This window comes from Chitinophaga pinensis DSM 2588 (genome assembly GCF_000024005.1).
Classification (GTDB): domain Bacteria; phylum Bacteroidota; class Bacteroidia; order Chitinophagales; family Chitinophagaceae; genus Chitinophaga; species Chitinophaga pinensis.
Map to the genome: position 1 here is coordinate 4459531 of NC_013132.1, position 17218 is coordinate 4476748.

The window sequence follows — 17218 nt, forward strand, 5'->3', positions numbered from 1 at the left end:
GATGAATCCAGTCAGACAATTGATGAATGCCGATAATATCCTGTTTAATGCCCTGAAACACCACCGGGGATTTATACACCAGCAGCTAGAGGAACTGACCATACAGACATTACCCGAGCGACTGAAGGTATTGGGCAATTCCCAGATGGATATTTACTATGGTGTACTGGACCTGCCGGACCTCTTCAGGGAGGTGATCAGTCAGCTGACTGCTACAGGACTATCTGATGAAGCCGGTTATCTGCAACGTTTAAAAGACAACGGTGGTTATTTTGAGATTGGCCTTTCTGATAGTTCCCGCTGGATATTACTGCATGGAATTGAGCCGGGGCGTTATATTCACCTGCATCCTGCACGGTATTCCCCACATAGTCTCCGGGTAAAAGCGACGGTATTAAAGACTGTCCTCGCCTGTCTGACAATCGTACCGGAAAGCACACAACCCGATCTGGCGGTCCTGAATCATATCCGTCAGTCGGTACTGGATCTTTCACCGGTAAAAAACCTGTCGCAATGCGAACATTTGTGGAAAGTGATGAAGATGCTACAGGGTGTATATTAAAAGAGATTACCTATATTTAAACATATAAATTCCGCGTGTCTATAACAAGGATATTACTATGACCCAACATCAGCAACAAGCCGCAAGAGAAGTAATCATATTGTCAACCCTTACCTTATTGCTTTTCGGGGTGATCCTGTTTACCGGCAATAGATTTCCCTATCTCCCGCTTTTGTTAAGTATCTGCGTATGGTGTGCAATGGTGTTGATGTACCGGCATAAGGGGTTGGTACAGCTGAGTTATGAAAAGAATGTCAGACAGAATACTGTCTTTCCTGTTCCCGCGCTGGTATTGGTCGCGCAGATATATCTGATTACGTCCATCAATTTCCACCTGATCAGTAGTCTTTATGTCTGGATGGCGGCCATACTCATTGGTTTGTTACAGGTCCCGTTGTTCCTGCTCTGTATCCGGCATGAGGTCAAAAGCCGGCAGACCTATACGTTTAGTGTGTTCTTATTACTGCTGACGTTCCTGGGTAATGGTTATCTGTTTATGACCATCATGAATAAGATGCTGGATAAAGGAACGCCTGTTTATTATGAGACTGCTGTTACTGGCAAAGAAACGAAGACCCGGAAAGGGAGAACGCGGGAATATTACATCTGGTTGAACGGATGGGCAGAACAGCCGAAAAGAGAAAGGGTACAGGTGCCGCAGCCCTTTTTTGAAAAGTATGCATCACCGGAGAAAGTGGGTATCCTGTATCATCCTGGTGCATTTGGCATCCCCTGGTTTGAAGTCGTAGACAGAAGATAACATAAAACGTTTCACCGGATGGATTTCCCAGCATATATTTACAGGAATTAAGACAATCGCCTGTACTATATGAAAGTGTTTGCGTTATCCCGCGGCTTTAAGATCCTGCTATATATTCTGTTGGCCATTATGTTGTTTGTGTTTGTAGCGCTGGCTTTAGGTCCTTTTTATGACCCAAAATTAAACTTCCCGCTAATCTATTTCTGGCCGGTCTGTGCCATTCCTATATGCCTGATTATCTGTGCCTTTTTACAGGTGGAAGAGAAGGTTATAGTAGATAAGTATAGCATCCGTAAAGTATCCCGTCTGATCAACAGGGAAATACTACTCAGTAATATCAAAGGATATAAATCCGATGGAAACGGGCTCTGGATAATACCAAATACGGGTAAACGCATTTATCTGTCCGGTTATGTGAAGGGGGTAAATGACCTGCAGACGTGGTTGGCTAACTGGTACCCGGATATCAACCACATGGAAGAGATGGCGATATACAGCGAAGTGACAGATAGTTATGATGAACAGGAACGTGCGCAAAGGCGGAAACGTGCCGGAATAGAATTGCGTATACTCGGTGGTATCACTATTGTGCTGGGTATATTGACATGGCGCTGTTACGCGGCTTGTCCCTGGTTGGGTGTGGCACTTTTTTGCTGTATACCTGCAGCCTTATACCTGACACTGCGGCATAAAGGTTTTATACAGCTGATAGACAATTCCGCCGGCAGTTTGCCCGGCAGCAGCTTTATTTCTTTTACAGTGTTATGCGGATTGATGAGCGTGTGGTATTTTACAGGGATCACCGATTATAGTGGTGTATGGACGACCTTTGCGGTTATTGTCGCTGCCCTCGCATTGTTGTTTTGGGAATGTACCCGTGATTTTAACAGAAGAACAAAGCGCTTTTATGTGTCTGCTATAATACTGACGGTATTGTCGCTGGCCAATGCTTTTTTTGTAACGATCGTATTGAACAGATGTCTGGATACTTCGGAAATAGCCTACTACGAAGCAGGTATCAGGAAGAAGGAAATAACAATAGATCATTTTGTACCGTTTTATCATATTTACCTGGAACCATGGGAACATGCACCGGAAAGTGAGGAAGTCAACGTGAAATCATCTTTTTACAGGAAGCTCAGGGCAAATGAAAAAGTAGGTATTTATTATCATAAGGGCGGATTGGGGATGCCGTGGTATGAGGTAGGGGAGAAACAAACAAAAAGCAAATAATGAACGAAGGACTGGACCGGATACTTAATAAGGGAAAAAGAGAAATGATCATGCTGCTGGTGGCTGCGGCTATCCTGAGTATAGTAGCTGTTATGTGCTACAGGTATTCACATTATTGGGCGTTATTGCCCTTTGGCTTTTTACCTGTGCCATTATATATGCTCAGAAAATACAAAAAAGTGATCCTTTATGAGCCGGATAAAAACTGGGTGATCATGCAAAGTGTCTGCATTTTAATGATCATTGGTATCGCTGAATCGAGGATATATGAGACGATTTATGTATTGAATGATAATCGCTTGTTCATTTTTGTCGGCATCCTGCTGGGCATATTTTTACTCATGGGATGGTGGTATAGCCGCGGACTTGACAGAAGGAGTAATCTGTTTTTATGGTCGACCGCGCTGGCAATATTCCTGGTTACTGCAAATGCGTATATGCTGGTCATGTATGTCAATCGCCTTGCTGATACAAGTGTAGCGGAACGTTATGAAACGACGGTCGCTGACAGACAAATACGGGAAGATAAAAAGTCAAAATCCTACCAGCTGGCACTGCGTCCCTGGAAATATGGACGTGATCGACAGGAGGTGACTGTGTCACAGCAATTTTTTGATTCGAAATATGTGGATAGCCAGGTAGCTATTTATTATCATAAAGGCGGATTGGGTATATCCTGGTTTACGCTGGACCCAAAGGTGACAGAATAGTATTATGGAAGATGTGCATCAACAGCTGAAAAAGGCTAACAGGGTATCTGTGTTGCTGCTGATAATGGCAGTGATCATTTGTATAGTGGCGATGGAACTTTACAGTTATTCGCATTGGTGGGCATTACTGCCCTATTGCCTGGTATTTGTGCCGGTTTATTTATTAAAACGATATAAGGCAGTAGTATTACTTCCCGCAGAAAATAATTGGTTTCTTGTACTTGGATCAGCAATTCCGTTTATTTCCTGGTGGTATGAGGAATCGTTAACCAACGATATAAAGATCGCTGATGGTCCTGTTCTTGCCCGTGCCTTATGGTTTATATTATTGTTCTTACTGTTGATCTGGTATTGCAGCCGTGGTCTGAACCTGAAAAGCGGACGTTTCCTCGCGACTACAGTCTTCATGACTTTTGTCTTTACGATGAATACCGTCAATCTGATTCGCTTTGTAAACGTCCGGACAGATCTTTCTAAGTCTGATTATAAGGAAGCAGTTGTCGTAGGCAAATACAAAGAGAATCTGAGTAAGCAGCCTATACATTATTACCTGTCGTTAAGAGGAATGAATGATCGTTCTCCTGGTGATGTAAGTGTAAATAAGGAAGTGTACTTATCGGTCAAAAAAATGGATACAATGATGTTCTGCTTTTACAAAGGAGCATTAGGCATCCCCTGGCATACAGTGGCGCCTGTTAAACAAGTGCCTGCAACGGAAGGTACCATTGAGTGAAGATGGAGGGGGCCCTGGAATTGACTTTGTCAGCTCCAGGGCATTCTCTTATTCGCAACCCTGTTTGCGCCGTGTATCGATAATATACTGGATTTTCCATCCCTCTGCCAGTCTGACCAGCTGAAAGGAGTTCACCCCACAATGCGCAAACTTTTGTTTGAAATATAATTTATAAGGCGTCCACGCGATTGCCAGATCTCCATCCACTTTTACGACATCGAAGGTGATCTGTTCATCAACAGCCTGTTTAGGCAACTTTCCGATGCTGGAAGCAAACTCACTGATCGCTTCTGTCTTTACGCCTGTTACTCCTTGTTTGTCCTTTACAATTGTTTGTAATACGGCGCCCGGTGCAAAGCAATTTGTCAACGCAACACTATCTGACTGCAGCATAGCGGTAAAGAGCTGGTTGACAGCTGTTTTTACAGAGTCTGTCGTTGTTTGTGCACGGAGGCTGAGGGCAAAGCAAATGAGTAGTAGGGAACAGGTAAAGCGTCGCATTTTTTTTTACCTGAATTTACGGATTAAAGCTTACTGTTTGGTCGCTTTCTCTCCGTTCCAGATATAAACTTCGCGGATGCTTTTGCTTTTAGCAACTGTTTCGCCATCTTCTCCGAATTCTTCATCAACGGTCAGTCGGATGATTTTTCCTGCCTGTCCGCCTGCTTCCTTCGGAAACAGCAGTGTTTCTGTATGTGCTACAGCGCCGGCATCGAACATACTGGTTTTGCCTGGCAGCTCCAGTAGTCTGGCACCATTCCATCCGTAGTAAATATAGTTATCGGGTATGCCACAGGATTCTCCGCTAAAATAAAGACGGAAAATGGTGCTGATCTTATCAAGACCCATTCCGCCCAGTAGTTTGGCGTCAGAAGAGATGGCAAAAGAACCACCGTCTACCGTTACTGATTTCTTATCAAGTACGGCGTGTTTTGCGTTCAATGCTTTCACCAGGATGACATATTTCGGATCAGCTTCTTTAATTTCGCCAGGAGTTACCTTGTCAATGCCGTAGAGGAACTGTACGCTGTCTTTCTGATAACTACCGAAAGCCATCAGTCCTAACCATACAAAACCTTCTTTTTGTTTGCCATCCACCTTATATTTCACCTGGTACCAGGGGGCGGTAATACCTTTCATGGTGAATTCGGTTTCGATCAGTTTAGCGGCGATGATCGTCTGGCCGGTAGTAAGGGAGTCCTGGATTGTTGCTTTGGGAGAGGCCGACTGCCTGATATAGGCTTTTTCAGCGAAAACGGTCAGCGTATCGCCCTGCTGCGCTCTCCAGAGGTTGTATTCGATACTACCTTTCAATTGTGCCATAACAGGGGCCGCTGCCAGTAGCAGCATGGATAGAAAAATTTTCTTCATAGGTAAAATTTCGGTTGCAAAGATATTCAAATGTTATTTGCCAAATGGCAAATGTTGGCAGGAGCAGGAATACGTATCTTTGGAGGAGAATGCCGGTAGTAAAACACTGACGGACAAACGTTTTTGAAACAGACTATTATGGATGACCTGATAAATTATCTGCTGCAATACGGACAACTGAATCAGCAGCAGATACAACTGATACTGGATAATGTGACGGAAAGACACCTGAAAAGGGATGACTATTTCTCTGAAGCGGGCAGAATACCCCGGGAGATCGGATTTATCCGTTCCGGTATTCTCCGGGTATGTTATTTCAATAACAAGGGCACTGAGATCACCCGTTATTTTGTGGATGGTAACAGGCTGATATCTGACATACACAGTATGGAGAGTAAAATGCCTTCTACCGAATATATCCAGGCTATCACCGATTGTGAGATGATCATTTTTTCAGAGGAGACCCTGCGATTACTTTCTTCCACTATCCTGGACTGGGATCGTATCATTGCCAAGATCAGGGAAAGGGCTATGGTTGAGAAATTAGATAAGATTGCCCCGATGCTGACGGAAGATGCTACCAGCCGTTACCTGATGTTCATGGAAAAGTTCCCGGATCTGGCCAATAGAGTGCCATTATCTTATCTCGCTTCCTACCTGGGAATCACACAGTCATCGCTCAGCAGGATCCGTAAACAGCTATCCAGACAGTAGGTCTTGCCACCGTCTAACCTGATAATTTGCCGCCTTCGGTTATTTATTGATAATTTTGCAGCCAAAATTAGATTGATTTGGGTGCATCTGTTTTCCTGATTACACCGCCTTTCACGCAGCTGAACACGCCTTATCCGGCTACAGCTTATCTGAAAGGCTTTTTAAATACGAAGGGTATTACTTCTTTTCAGTCCGACTTCGGCATAGAGGTAACCCTGGCACTGTTCTGTAAACAGGGGCTGCAGGAGCTGTTTGCCCAGATCAATGGTCAGTCCGTTGAACGAGCTGAAAATATCACCCGCATAATTGCTTTGCAGGAAGATTACATCGAAACAATTGACGACGTCATCCTTTTCCTGCAGGGAAAGAATCCAACACTTGCACATCGTATCTGCAAACGTGACTTCCTGCCGGAAGCCGGTCGTTTTGCACAGCTGGAGGACCTGGACTGGGCTTTTGGCTCCATGGGAACTCAAGATAAAGCTAAACACCTGGCTACTATGTACCTGGAGGATCTGTCCGATCTGATCATGGAATGTGTGGACGAGCACTTTGGTTTCAGCCGTTATGCGGAGAAACTGGCCCGTTCTGCCAATAGTTTTGATGAACTGTATACTGCCCTACAGCAGGAGTATACCTTTATCGATCGTATGCTGATCAACCTGCTTTCCCGGCATATGGCGCATGTCCAGCCTAAACTGGTGGCCATCTCTGTACCGTTCCCGGGAAATTTGTATACTTCGCTTCGCTGCGGACAATGGATCAAAGCCAATTATCCGGACGTAAAGATTGCCATGGGCGGCGGCTTTGCCAATACAGAGCTGCGCTCGCTTTCAGATCCAAGGGTATTTGAGTTTTACGACTTTATTGCATTGGATGACGGGGAAGCGCCATTGGAGAATCTCGTTGCCCATATCGAAGGCAAAAAAGAGCTGACTGAACTGAAACGTACTTTCACCATGGTCGAGGATCAGGTGACTTATGTGAATGATAAAAGCTGCTCTGACTATAAACAATCGCAGGTCGGTACGCCTGACTACAGCGATTTCCTGCTTGATAGTTATATCTCTGCTATAGAAGTGGTCAATCCCATGCATCGCATGTGGAGTGATGGCCGTTGGAATAAACTGACCATGGCGCATGGCTGCTATTGGGGTAAATGTACTTTCTGTGATATCTCACTGGATTACATTCGTTTATATGAGCCGATCGCAGCACAGCTGTTGTGCGACAGGATGGAAGAGATCATTGCACAGACCGGACAGAATGGTTTTCACTTCGTGGATGAAGCTGCTCCGCCGGCATTGATGCGTGCATTGGCATTAGAGATCCTGAAGCGTAAACTGAATGTGAGCTGGTGGACAAATGTGCGTTTTGAAAAGAGCTTTACGAGGGATCTTTGTCTGCTGTTGAAAGCCTCGGGTTGTATCGCTGTTTCCGGAGGATTGGAAGTCGCTTCCGACAGACTGCTGGAATTAATTCAGAAAGGGATTACAGTAGCACAGGTGGCACAGGTCAACCGCAACTTTACGGATGCCGGTATCATGGTACATGCTTACCTGATGTATGGTTTTCCGACACAGACCGCCCAGGAAACCGTCGACTCACTGGAAATGGTGCGTCAGATGTTTAAAATAGGTGTGCTGCAATCTGCTTTCTGGCATCAGTTCACCATGACAGCGCATAGTCCGGTTGGACAGGATCCGCAGAAATTCAGCGTAAAGAAAGAAACAGAAGTGATCGGTGCTTTCGCCAATAATGATATCGTACATATTGACGAGACGGGGGCGGAGCACGAACTTTTTGCCTACGGACTAAAGAAATCGCTGCTGAACTTTATGCATGGTCTCTGCCTGGATGATCCTTTGCAGAAATGGTTTGAATTCAAGGTTCCTAAGACAAAAATTGCCCCTGATTATATAGAAAAGGCATTACTGGAGGACCAGTATGCACCTTCCAAACCGACGAGTAAGATCGTCTGGCTGGGAAAAACACCAGATGTACAGACCCTCACCAAAACAAAAAAAGGAAGTTCCTGGGAAGTGACCTCGCTTACTTTCCAGAATCGTAAGGAAAAAGCCAGTATCAGCGTTAATAAGGAAGAGGGGATCTGGTTGGCCGATATGCTGGAAAAGCTGTCTGTCCGCCAGCAGAAAACATATACGCTCAAGGAGGTGATGGAGAGCTATGATGCTGCCGGATTGGAGGATTTTGAGCTTTTCTGGGACAATAAACCCGTAAATTCGCTGTATAAATACGGACTTTTGAAATTGTGAATGAATAGTATCAAAAAGGGAGTACGACTGACGGCCCTATACCTGCTGCTGATTATTATGGCAGGCATGTTCAGTCATGCTGCTTACTCCCAACAGGCGGTGCACATTGACAACACGTTACGCGAACACATTTTCACGTACAATGAGATTGAGTACCTGGAGGATCTGCAAGGCCAACTAACGATCGACCAGGTGATAAGCGACAGTGTATCTGCACGTTTCAAACCGAGTAACGTCAGTACACCACAGAATCAGCATCTGGGTTCTCCGGTCTGGTTCCGCGTAAGGATCCGGCATAATCCGGCTGCCAATAAATATTACCTGCTGGAATTCTTTGACCAGACTATTGACGATATTACTGCCTGGTTGCCCGACTCCAACGGAGTGTACAGGGAAGAGAGAATAGGGGACAAGTATCCCTTTGCACAACGCTGGTTTCATCATAAGAACTTTGAATTGTCGCTGGATAATAACCGGAGAGATGAAGCGGTTTATTATTTCAGGATCACTTCTGCCCAGACGGCTGACGTGATCATTGTGATCCGCTCTATAGACCGTTTTGTGTCTTATGCACTCAGTGAATACCTCACTTTTGGCATTTTCTACGGGATGATATTCATTTTCAGTTTTTACAACCTGATCATGTTTATCGCCATGCGCCAGCGGCAATACCTCTATTATGTATTGTACAACCTGAGCGTGGTATTGTATGAAATGTGTACGGATGGAATTGCTTATCAGTGGCTTTGGCCGAATGCACCGGCGTGGAATCAGTATGCTTTTGCCTGGCCGTTACTCAGTATGAGCGTTTTTGCCCTTTTATTTACCCGTAGCCTCCTGCATGTACAGGCGAGGGCGCCTTTCCTGAATAAGCTGATCATGGGCGTGATCATCGCCCGTTGTGCCTATTTCCTGGCTTGCCTGCTGATCAATCCGTACTGGTTCAATTATAAGTTTATAGAACTCATTCCCCTGGCGGTTGCCTTTTATACCGGTATGTATATCTGGCTGAGGGGATACCGGCCGGCCCGTTTCTTTGTATTGGGGTATAGCTTTCTGTTTGTCGGGTTTATGCTGAAATTCTTTATTATGCTGGGGTATACCTGGTTGAATTTCGGCATTGTCAGTTATTATAGCCTGAGTTTCTGTTTTATACTGGAAATGTTCTTCCTCTCGTTCGCCGTAGGAGATAAGGTACGTCTCCTGAAAAAGAAACGGGATAAGGCGCACCGTCAGATGATCAGACAGATGACGGAGAATGCGCGTCTGAAGGATAATCAGAACAAGGAACTGGAGGCCCAGGTACAGGCGAGGACGAAACAGTTGTCGGAGCAGGGGGATGTTATTGCGGCGCAGAATGAAGAGCTGATTAAGACAAATGCGCTCCTGGAAGCACAGGCGGAAGAGATTTCCCGTATGAATGCCCTGCTGGAACAGGATAACCGTCAGTTGCAGACGAATGTCGAAAAGGTCACCAGGGCCAGGGCATTATCCACTACCCTTGATTTTGAAGAGTTTAGCAAAATATATCCGGATAAGGAAAGCTGTCTGCGTTTCCTGGCCGATCTGAAATGGACGGAGCAGTTCCGTTGCCGTAAATGTGGGAATGATCACTATTATGCCGGACATCAGCCATTTAGTCGCCGCTGCAGTAAATGTAGTTATGAAGAATCGGCCACGGCATACACCATTTACCAGAATATCCGTATCCCGATCAATAAAGCCTTCTATCTCACCTTCCTGATCTACTCCACCAAGGGGAAGATCTCCTCCCATAAACTCTCAGAGATCCTGGAAATCAGGCAAAGTACCTGCTGGTCGTATGCGACCCGTATCCTCAAAATGATGGATGAGCGAAAGAAAGAACTCAAACAGGCGAATGGTCAGGGTTGGAGTTTGCTTGTGCTGGATGAAAGGGAAGAGGTCTGAAATGAAATAAAATGCAATTTTTTTGAAAGGTAACGAAGCGTATCAGGCTATTTATATAATATATCCTTTATAAATGCCTGTAATGCTTCATTATCAAGACTTCCCGCTGTAAAAGAGTTGTGGTATTGAAGCGTATCAAATTTTATGTAATGGTTTAATAATCAGCTGTTTGCATAAATATTTTCCATTGTCATGTGTGAAACTCCTCCTATCTTTACAATATGAAACCTGGCAATACAAATGAAAGGACGCCTGGTCATCGTTATGAAATGGAAATTCATGTTATGTGAGAGGTTATGAAACGACTATCCCGCTCTATATAATGAGTGACTCATTTCCGGCTATTGTTTTTATCTAAGTTCAACATCTAAAACTGATACAAGGGTTATCCTTATCCACAAACCAAAGCACATTATGAAAAAAAGGGGAATATTCCTGACAGCATTGCTGTTGGCACTGTGGAGTTTTGCTATGGCACAGCAGGACGTCACAGTAAAGGGACACATACAGGACAAGCAGGGCAACTCTCTTCCCGGCGTTTCCATCAAGATCAAAGGAACAGCTAAAGGCACGGCCAGCCAGCCAGATGGTAACTTTACCATTCAGGCGCCTTCCAACGCCATACTGGAACTGTCTTACGTGGGCTACGAAACACAGGACTTTTCATTAGAGGGCCGTACCCAGGTCACCATTACCCTGTCTGACACCAAAACAGATCTGAGCGAAGTAGTGGTTATCGGTTACGGTACCCAGAAAAAGAAAGATGTTACTACAGCCGTAGTCGCTGTTAATACCAAAGATATCGCTGAGCGTCCGATTACACAGACGGCTGCCGCCCTCCAGGGTAAAGCTGCCGGTGTGCAGGTAACGCAGCCTTCCGGTAAACCGGGCTCCGCATTCTCAGTAAGAGTGCGTGGTGCGACTTCCGTACAGGCGGGTAACGAACCTTTATATGTGATCGATGGTGTGCCAACCACCGATACAAGGGATCTGAATACCAATGATATCGCTACTATTACCGTACTGAAAGATGCTTCCAGCGCCGCTATCTATGGTGCAAGAGCATCCAATGGCGTGGTACTGATCACCACCAAGAGAGGTCGTTCCGGTGATGCGGTGATCAACTTCAATACTTATTATGGTGTATCTAAGATCGGTAAGAAGATCGACGTACTGGATCCTACACAATATAATGACCTGATGAAGGAAATGGGTTTCAACGTAGTAACGCCTACGGTGACTACCAACTGGCTGGATGAAGTATTCCAGACGGGTCGTAACCAGAACTATCAGTTATCAGCTTCCGGTGGTAGTGAGAAATCTCAGTATTTCATCTCCGGCGCTTATACCAAAGATGACGGTATGGTTAAACCTGCGGAATATAACCGCCGCGTTTTCCGTGCTAACCTGGACAATCAGCTGAAACCATGGATGAAACTGACCACTAACATCAGCTACTCCAATGTGGATCTGAAAGATGTAAAGGATAATGCAAACGCAGGTCGTAACGCAGCGATCCTGGGAGCACTGAATGCGCCTCCGATCATCGGTATCTATGAGACAGATGCAGACGGTCACCAGCGCTATACCATGAACCCATATAAATCCGGTTGGGATAACCCGCTGGCGGCTATTGAAGGTCCGACGCAAGGTACAAAAGACAACCGTATACTGGGTAATGCCGCGCTGGACATCAATTTCACCAAAGATCTGAAGTTCCGGACCAACTATGGTATCGACTATACCAATCACCAATACGACTATTACCTGGATTATATCATGACCACTCCGGGCCGTCTGGACCATGGTTATGCTACCTCCCAGCGTTATAATACAACGACCTGGCTTTGGGAAAATACCCTGAACTATGACAAAAGCTGGAAGAAACACAATCTCTCCGCTTTGGGAGGTGTGACTTCTCAGAAGAACAATTACGCTGAAACTAATCAGACAGGTCGTGATTTCCCTGCTGATCCGACTGTAAAAACGCTGAACGCCGCTAACCAGATCACAGGCGATACCAGAGAATCCCAGTGGTTCCTGATGTCTTACCTGGCGCGTGTGATGTATAACTATGACAGCAGGTATCTGTTGACGGTTAACTTCCGTGCGGATGGTTCTTCCAAACTGGATAAAAAACATAAATGGGGTTACTTCCCGTCTGTATCTGCCGGCTGGCGTATTTCTTCCGAGCCGTTTATGCAGGACGTGAAAGCGATTAATGACCTGAAATTAAGAGCGGGCTGGGGACAGAACGGTAACGTAGAAGGGCTGAGTCCATATGCGTCCCTGGGTCTGAATAATTTCGTTCGTCAGACGCCGACAAGTCCGCTGTCAGGTCCTGGTATCACCCTGCCTGCAGGTGCGCCGAACCCGGATCTGAAATGGGAAACCACTACACAGACCAACGTTGGTATCGACCTGAGTCTCTTTGAATCCCGTCTGACTTTCTCTGCTGATGCGTACATCAAAAAGACAAAAGATCTGCTGTTAAATGTACCATTCCCACGTTCAGCGGAATACCAGTATATGCCGCGTAACTCCGGTGCACTGGAGAACAAAGGTCTGGAGTTCCTGGTTTCTTCTGTGAACGTTGATAAGGTTGACGGACTGCGTTGGAGCACTGATTTCAATATCGCTTTCAACCGTAACCGTCTGACTGATCTGCAACTGACACAGGTATATAACTATGCTGCGCCAGAGAACAGAGATTTTATCATCACACTGAGAAAAGGACTGCCACTGGGTACTTTCTACGGATATGTAGCAGAAGGGGTTGATCCTAAGACAGGAGACATGGTGTATAAAGATGTAAATGGTGATGGTAATGTAACGCCTACCGACCGTACTGTGATCGGTAATGCACAGCCTACTTTCACTTATGGTCTGAACAATAACCTGTCTTATAAAAGCTGGTCATTCTCATTCCTGTTCCAGGGTTCTCAGGGTAATGAAGTGTTCAACGCCTCCCGTATGGAAACAGAAGGTATGTACGACAGCAAGAACCAGTCTACCGAAGTACTGCGCCGCTGGACAGCAGCTGGTCAGGTAACTGACATCCCACGTGCTACCAACGGTGATGTCACCAACTCCCGTACTTCTTCCCGTTTCGTAGAAAATGGTTCCTTCCTGCGTATGAAGAGTGCAACACTCTCTTACAATCTGCCGAGGAGTGCATTGTCTGCTATGCACATCAGCCGACTGATGGTATATGCTACTGCACAGAACCTGTTTACTATTACCAAATACCAAGGTTTTGATCCGGAAGTGAATGCTTACTCAGGTGATCCTGCGAATGGTGTAACACTGGGTATTGACTACGGTACTTATCCGGTAGCAAGAACTTATGTCCTTGGTTTAAACCTGTCCTTCTAAACGTTTGAGTTATGAAAAAAACGAATCGTCTTTTCATCATATCTGCTGCACTGGCGACATTGACGCTGGGCGCATGTAACAAAGACCTGAATCTGACGCCTCCATCCAACACTACTGTTGGTAACCAGGGGCAGGGTACTGCGGGTTCTTATATCAAAGATGCGACTACTGCGGAGGCAGCACTTGCCAGCTGTTACGGATATTTCCGTAATGGTTCTTCAGAATACTATGTACTCGATTATTTCAATATAGGCGATGCACAGTCTGACAATGCTTACGCAGGTGCAGACAACGCCGCCGGTTTTGAGATCGACGAATTCCGTCTGCTTTCCACGAATGCCTGGGCCAGCCGTGACTGGGGTTACCTCTACAATCAGATCACTGCATGTAACTCTTTGATCGCAAACGTACCAAATGTCAACGATCCAGCACTGAGTTCCGGCCGTAAAGCACAGATCATCGGTGAGGCACAGTTTATCCGTGCACGCGCTTATTTTGACCTGGTAAGGATCTTTGGTGATGTGCCGCTGGTATTGACGGAACTGCCTACTATCACTGCTGATAACCTGGAGCAGATCTATCCGTTACTGTATCCTGCACGTAAAAGTGCCGACAGTGTTTATGCACAAATCAATGCTGACCTGAAAGCAGCAGCGGAAGTAGTACCGACATCCGGTGTAAATAAAGGATATGTGAGCAAAGGTGCGGTGTATACCTTACTGGCGAAAGTAGCGGCTACCAAGAAACCGGTTAACTGGGCGGAAGTAGAGTCTTACACTAACCAGGTAATTGCGCTGGGGTATAGTCTGCTGCCTGTGTATGACAACCTGTGGGACGGTGCACACGAAAACTCCGCTGAATCCATCTTCGAACTGAACTTCGACGGCTGGGATACAGGTGGTAACTGGGGCACGAGTATGTTCCTGGGTACCGACTGGAAGAAATTCTGTAATCCGAGTAATGACCTTGTCCGTGCTTATCAGCAGGAAAAAGATACCGTGCGTTTCAGGTCAACCATCACTTTTGCAAACGTAAATGGTAAATGGGGAGATGCCCGTCTGCCGTTGGATAGTTTCCCGTTCTTCTATAAAATGCGTAAGACTGACGCCAGCCAGAACATCATCATGTATCGTCTGGCAGATGTATTACTGCTGAAAGCAGAAGCGCTGAACGAGCAGGGAGATGTAGGTGGTGCAAATGCGATCGTTACACAGATCCGTGAACGTGTGAAACTGAAACAACTGAATATTACAGATCAGGCAGCGATGCGTCTGGCCATTGAGAAAGAGCGTCGGCTGGAACTTGCTTTCGAAGGTACCCGCTGGCAGGACCTCGTACGTACAGATCGTGCGATTCCTGTAATGCAGGCGGTGACAGATGGCAAGGGTGTGAGTCTGGGTTATCACCTGACGGAGAAGAGTCTCTTATGGCCTGTTCCGCAGAGTGAGATGGACCAGAACGCCAATCTGATACAGAATCCTGGCTATTAAATTGTGGATATAAGATAGCGTTAACGAACAAAAATAAGGTCTCGTCTCAACTGGGACGGGGCCTTCTTTTTACCCGAAAAATCAGCTTCACAAGAAAAATATCGACGTATGAACAAGAAATTATGGGTGTACGCTTGTTGTATAGGTGCCTTTCTGGCGGCCTGTGACAATGGGCAGCAGCAAAGTGGTGGTGGCGGACAGCATGATTCTGTAGCCGTTTATCTGACAACTCCCGATCAGCAGCAGTTGTTTGTTAAACAGTCTGCAATAGGTAAAACGAAAGATACTTCCGCTATCAATATTGTGATGGATACCACGCGTCAGTTCCAGGAGATAGAAGGCTTCGGCGCTTCAGTTACGGGTTCTTCCGCTTATGTGATGCAAAATTATATGTCTGCCGATAAAAGGCAGGCTTTGCTGGAGGAGTTATTCGGTGCAGAAAATGGTCTTGGCATTAACTATATCCGGATGTCTATCGGTGCGTCTGATTTTTCTACGGATCCGTATAGTTATGATGATATGCCGGCCGGGCAGCGGGATGATTCTTTGACTCATTTTTCCATTGCGCATGATGAGAAGGATGTTGCGCCGGTGTTAAAGCAGATCAGCGGTATCAATCCCAATATTCATATCATGGGGAGTCCGTGGAGTCCGCCGGGATGGATGAAGACCAGTGGTAAACTGGAAGGTGGTTCTTTGCGTCCGGATGCGTATGCTGTTTATGCGCGTTACTTCGTGAAATATATTCAGGCTTTTGCGGCGGCAGGTGTGAAGATTACTGCGTTGACGATGCAGAATGAGCCGCAGTATGAGGCGTCTTATCCGAGTATGAAAATGACGGCGCCTGAGCAGGGGACTTTTATCAAAGATCACCTGGGACCGTTGCTGGAGAAAGAAGGCTTGCATAAGCAGGTATCTGTGATGTTGTTTGATCATAACTGGAATAGTCCGGAGTATCCGATTTCTATTCTCGATGACAGCGCGATGGCGAAGTATACTGCTGGTGCTGCTTTCCATTGTTACGAAGGAGCCGTGGGAGCGATGTCTAAAGTACATGATGCGCATCCTGAGAAAGGGTTATATTTCACGGAATGTTCTGGTGGTAGCTGGTCTCCGGAGTTTGCGGATAACCTGCAGTATATGGTGCGTCAGTTGTTTATTGGTACGATGAATAACTGGTCGAAGAATGTGTTGTTGTGGAATATGGCGTTGGACGAGCATAATGGTCCGACGACGAATAAACCGGGTACGGGTAAGGAGAATCGTGGTTGTATGACTTGTCGTGGTGTGGTGACGGTGAATTCTAAAGATGGCGGTGTGACGCGTAATGTGGAGTATTATGCGATCGCGCATTTTAGCAAATTTGTGCGTCCGGGGGCGAAGCGGGTTTATTCTTCTGCGTTGGCGGATAAAGGTGTTGAGAATGTGGCATTTTTGAATGCGGATGGTTCTCGTGTGATGGTGGTGATCAATACGACGAAAGATGAGCGGGTTTTCTCTGTACAGGAGGGGGATATTGTGAGCTATGGTTTGAAACCGGGCGCTGTGGTTACGCTGGTTTGGAAGTAATAGTTGGTTTTTGTTTATGTGGCAGCGGCTTCGGGTTTACCGGGGCCGTTGTTGTTTTTGTAGTTTGGGGTAATGGTCGCGGGGGTACGCTGCGGTTTCAGATGGTGGCGCGGACTGACGCCCGTTGAGTATTGTGGATGTGGCTATCGGATTGGGGCAGGGATGGGGGGCTTTGGTTAGGCTTTAGCTGTTTGCAGGGGACGGGCTAAGGTCCGCTTTACCATCTGAAAGCCTTCGCTTATTCCCGTGTTTCGTTTGGGTAATGGAGGGTTGAGGTATTAGGGCTTACGATGTTGTGTTGTGCATGGGGGTGTTGTGTTGGTGTGGTGGAGCTGTAAGTAGCTGAGGCTGCAGGGGTTGTCAAGTGGTCCTTTTGTGGGATTGTTGGCGGAGGCAGATATAAGTGATTGAAAACTACGTATATTTGTTGACGCTGTCTATTATCTGGGGCTGAAGTGCGTGTGGTGTTGGATGAAGAGTCCGTTTGAGGGCAAGC

General features: G+C 46.1%; 13 protein-coding genes. 11 read left to right on the plus strand and 2 right to left on the minus strand.

Annotated features, from left to right (window positions below; all coding sequences use genetic code 11):
• Nucleotide 1: 1 nt before the first annotated feature.
• From CPIN_RS17770 to CPIN_RS17790, 5 genes are all read left to right on the plus strand, one after another.
• Entirely contained in the window at nt 2-562 is a 561-nt protein-coding gene (locus CPIN_RS17770; RefSeq protein ID WP_012791214.1) for a hypothetical protein, read from the plus strand.
• A gap of 58 nt (nt 563-620) precedes the next feature.
• A complete protein-coding gene (locus CPIN_RS17775; RefSeq protein ID WP_012791215.1) occupies nt 621-1322 on the plus strand; it encodes a hypothetical protein in 702 nt (233 codons plus the stop codon).
• Nucleotides 1323-1391: 69 nt separating this feature from the next.
• The gene (locus CPIN_RS17780; protein WP_012791216.1) at nt 1392-2555 is read left to right on the plus strand and encodes a hypothetical protein; all 1164 of its coding nucleotides are present in this window, start codon (nt 1392-1394) and stop codon (nt 2553-2555) included.
• Nucleotides 2555-3265 (plus strand): hypothetical protein, encoded by a 711-nt coding sequence (locus tag CPIN_RS17785; RefSeq protein ID WP_012791217.1) that lies wholly within the window; start codon nt 2555-2557, stop codon nt 3263-3265. Before CPIN_RS17780 ends, CPIN_RS17785 begins: the two co-directional genes overlap by 1 nt.
• Before the next feature lie 4 nt (nt 3266-3269).
• Entirely contained in the window at nt 3270-3998 is a 729-nt protein-coding gene (locus CPIN_RS17790; RefSeq protein ID WP_012791218.1) for a hypothetical protein, read from the plus strand.
• 48 nt (nt 3999-4046) lie between these two features.
• Here the strand turns inward: CPIN_RS17790 and CPIN_RS17795 are convergent, their stop codons facing one another.
• Both CPIN_RS17795 and CPIN_RS17800 read right to left on the minus strand, forming a co-directional pair.
• Complete coding sequence (locus CPIN_RS17795; RefSeq protein ID WP_012791219.1) at nt 4047-4499, minus strand: hypothetical protein; 453 nt, start codon at nt 4497-4499, stop codon at nt 4047-4049.
• A gap of 30 nt (nt 4500-4529) precedes the next feature.
• Entirely contained in the window at nt 4530-5369 is an 840-nt protein-coding gene (locus CPIN_RS17800) for a hypothetical protein (RefSeq protein ID WP_148230587.1), read from the minus strand.
• Nucleotides 5370-5507: 138 nt separating this feature from the next.
• Here CPIN_RS17800 and CPIN_RS17805 point away from each other — a divergent pair, with 138 nt between their 5' ends.
• From CPIN_RS17805 to CPIN_RS17830, 6 genes are all read left to right on the plus strand, one after another.
• Nucleotides 5508-6083 carry a Crp/Fnr family transcriptional regulator gene (locus tag CPIN_RS17805; RefSeq protein WP_012791221.1) on the plus strand — a complete coding sequence of 192 codons (576 nt, stop codon included), beginning with the start codon at nt 5508-5510 and terminating at the stop codon, nt 6081-6083.
• A gap of 77 nt (nt 6084-6160) precedes the next feature.
• Nucleotides 6161-8359 (plus strand): B12-binding domain-containing radical SAM protein, encoded by a 2199-nt coding sequence (locus CPIN_RS17810; protein ID WP_012791222.1) that lies wholly within the window; start codon nt 6161-6163, stop codon nt 8357-8359.
• A complete protein-coding gene (locus CPIN_RS17815; RefSeq protein ID WP_012791223.1) occupies nt 8360-10288 on the plus strand; it encodes a 7TM diverse intracellular signaling domain-containing protein in 1929 nt (642 codons plus the stop codon).
• 414 nt (nt 10289-10702) lie between these two features.
• Complete coding sequence (locus tag CPIN_RS17820; RefSeq protein ID WP_012791224.1) at nt 10703-13663, plus strand: SusC/RagA family TonB-linked outer membrane protein; 2961 nt, start codon at nt 10703-10705, stop codon at nt 13661-13663.
• Between the two features lie 11 nt (nt 13664-13674).
• Nucleotides 13675-15153, plus strand: a complete 1479-nt coding sequence (locus CPIN_RS17825) for a RagB/SusD family nutrient uptake outer membrane protein (protein ID WP_012791225.1) — start codon at nt 13675-13677, stop codon at nt 15151-15153.
• A gap of 108 nt (nt 15154-15261) precedes the next feature.
• The gene (locus CPIN_RS17830; RefSeq protein ID WP_012791226.1) at nt 15262-16722 is read left to right on the plus strand and encodes a glycoside hydrolase family 30 protein; all 1461 of its coding nucleotides are present in this window, start codon (nt 15262-15264) and stop codon (nt 16720-16722) included.
• Nucleotides 16723-17218: the final 496 nt, after the last annotated feature.

Bases quoted from the DNA above. Each gene is read 5' to 3' on its own strand.
- CPIN_RS17770 (WP_012791214.1), top strand. From the start codon at position 2: ATGAATCCAGTCAGACAATTGATGAATGCCGATAATATCCTGTTTAAT.
- CPIN_RS17775 (WP_012791215.1), top strand. From the start codon at position 621: ATGACCCAACATCAGCAACAAGCCGCAAGAGAAGTAATCATATTGTCA.
- CPIN_RS17780 (WP_012791216.1), top strand. From the start codon at position 1,392: ATGAAAGTGTTTGCGTTATCCCGCGGCTTTAAGATCCTGCTATATATT.
- CPIN_RS17785 (WP_012791217.1), top strand. From the start codon at position 2,555: ATGAACGAAGGACTGGACCGGATACTTAATAAGGGAAAAAGAGAAATG.
- CPIN_RS17790 (WP_012791218.1), top strand. From the start codon at position 3,270: ATGGAAGATGTGCATCAACAGCTGAAAAAGGCTAACAGGGTATCTGTG.
- CPIN_RS17795 (WP_012791219.1), bottom strand. From the start codon at position 4,499: ATGCGACGCTTTACCTGTTCCCTACTACTCATTTGCTTTGCCCTCAGC.
- CPIN_RS17800 (WP_148230587.1), bottom strand. From the start codon at position 5,369: ATGAAGAAAATTTTTCTATCCATGCTGCTACTGGCAGCGGCCCCTGTT.
- CPIN_RS17805 (WP_012791221.1), top strand. From the start codon at position 5,508: ATGGATGACCTGATAAATTATCTGCTGCAATACGGACAACTGAATCAG.
- CPIN_RS17815 (WP_012791223.1), top strand. From the start codon at position 8,360: ATGAATAGTATCAAAAAGGGAGTACGACTGACGGCCCTATACCTGCTG.
- CPIN_RS17820 (WP_012791224.1), top strand. From the start codon at position 10,703: ATGAAAAAAAGGGGAATATTCCTGACAGCATTGCTGTTGGCACTGTGG.
- CPIN_RS17825 (WP_012791225.1), top strand. From the start codon at position 13,675: ATGAAAAAAACGAATCGTCTTTTCATCATATCTGCTGCACTGGCGACA.
- CPIN_RS17830 (WP_012791226.1), top strand. From the start codon at position 15,262: ATGAACAAGAAATTATGGGTGTACGCTTGTTGTATAGGTGCCTTTCTG.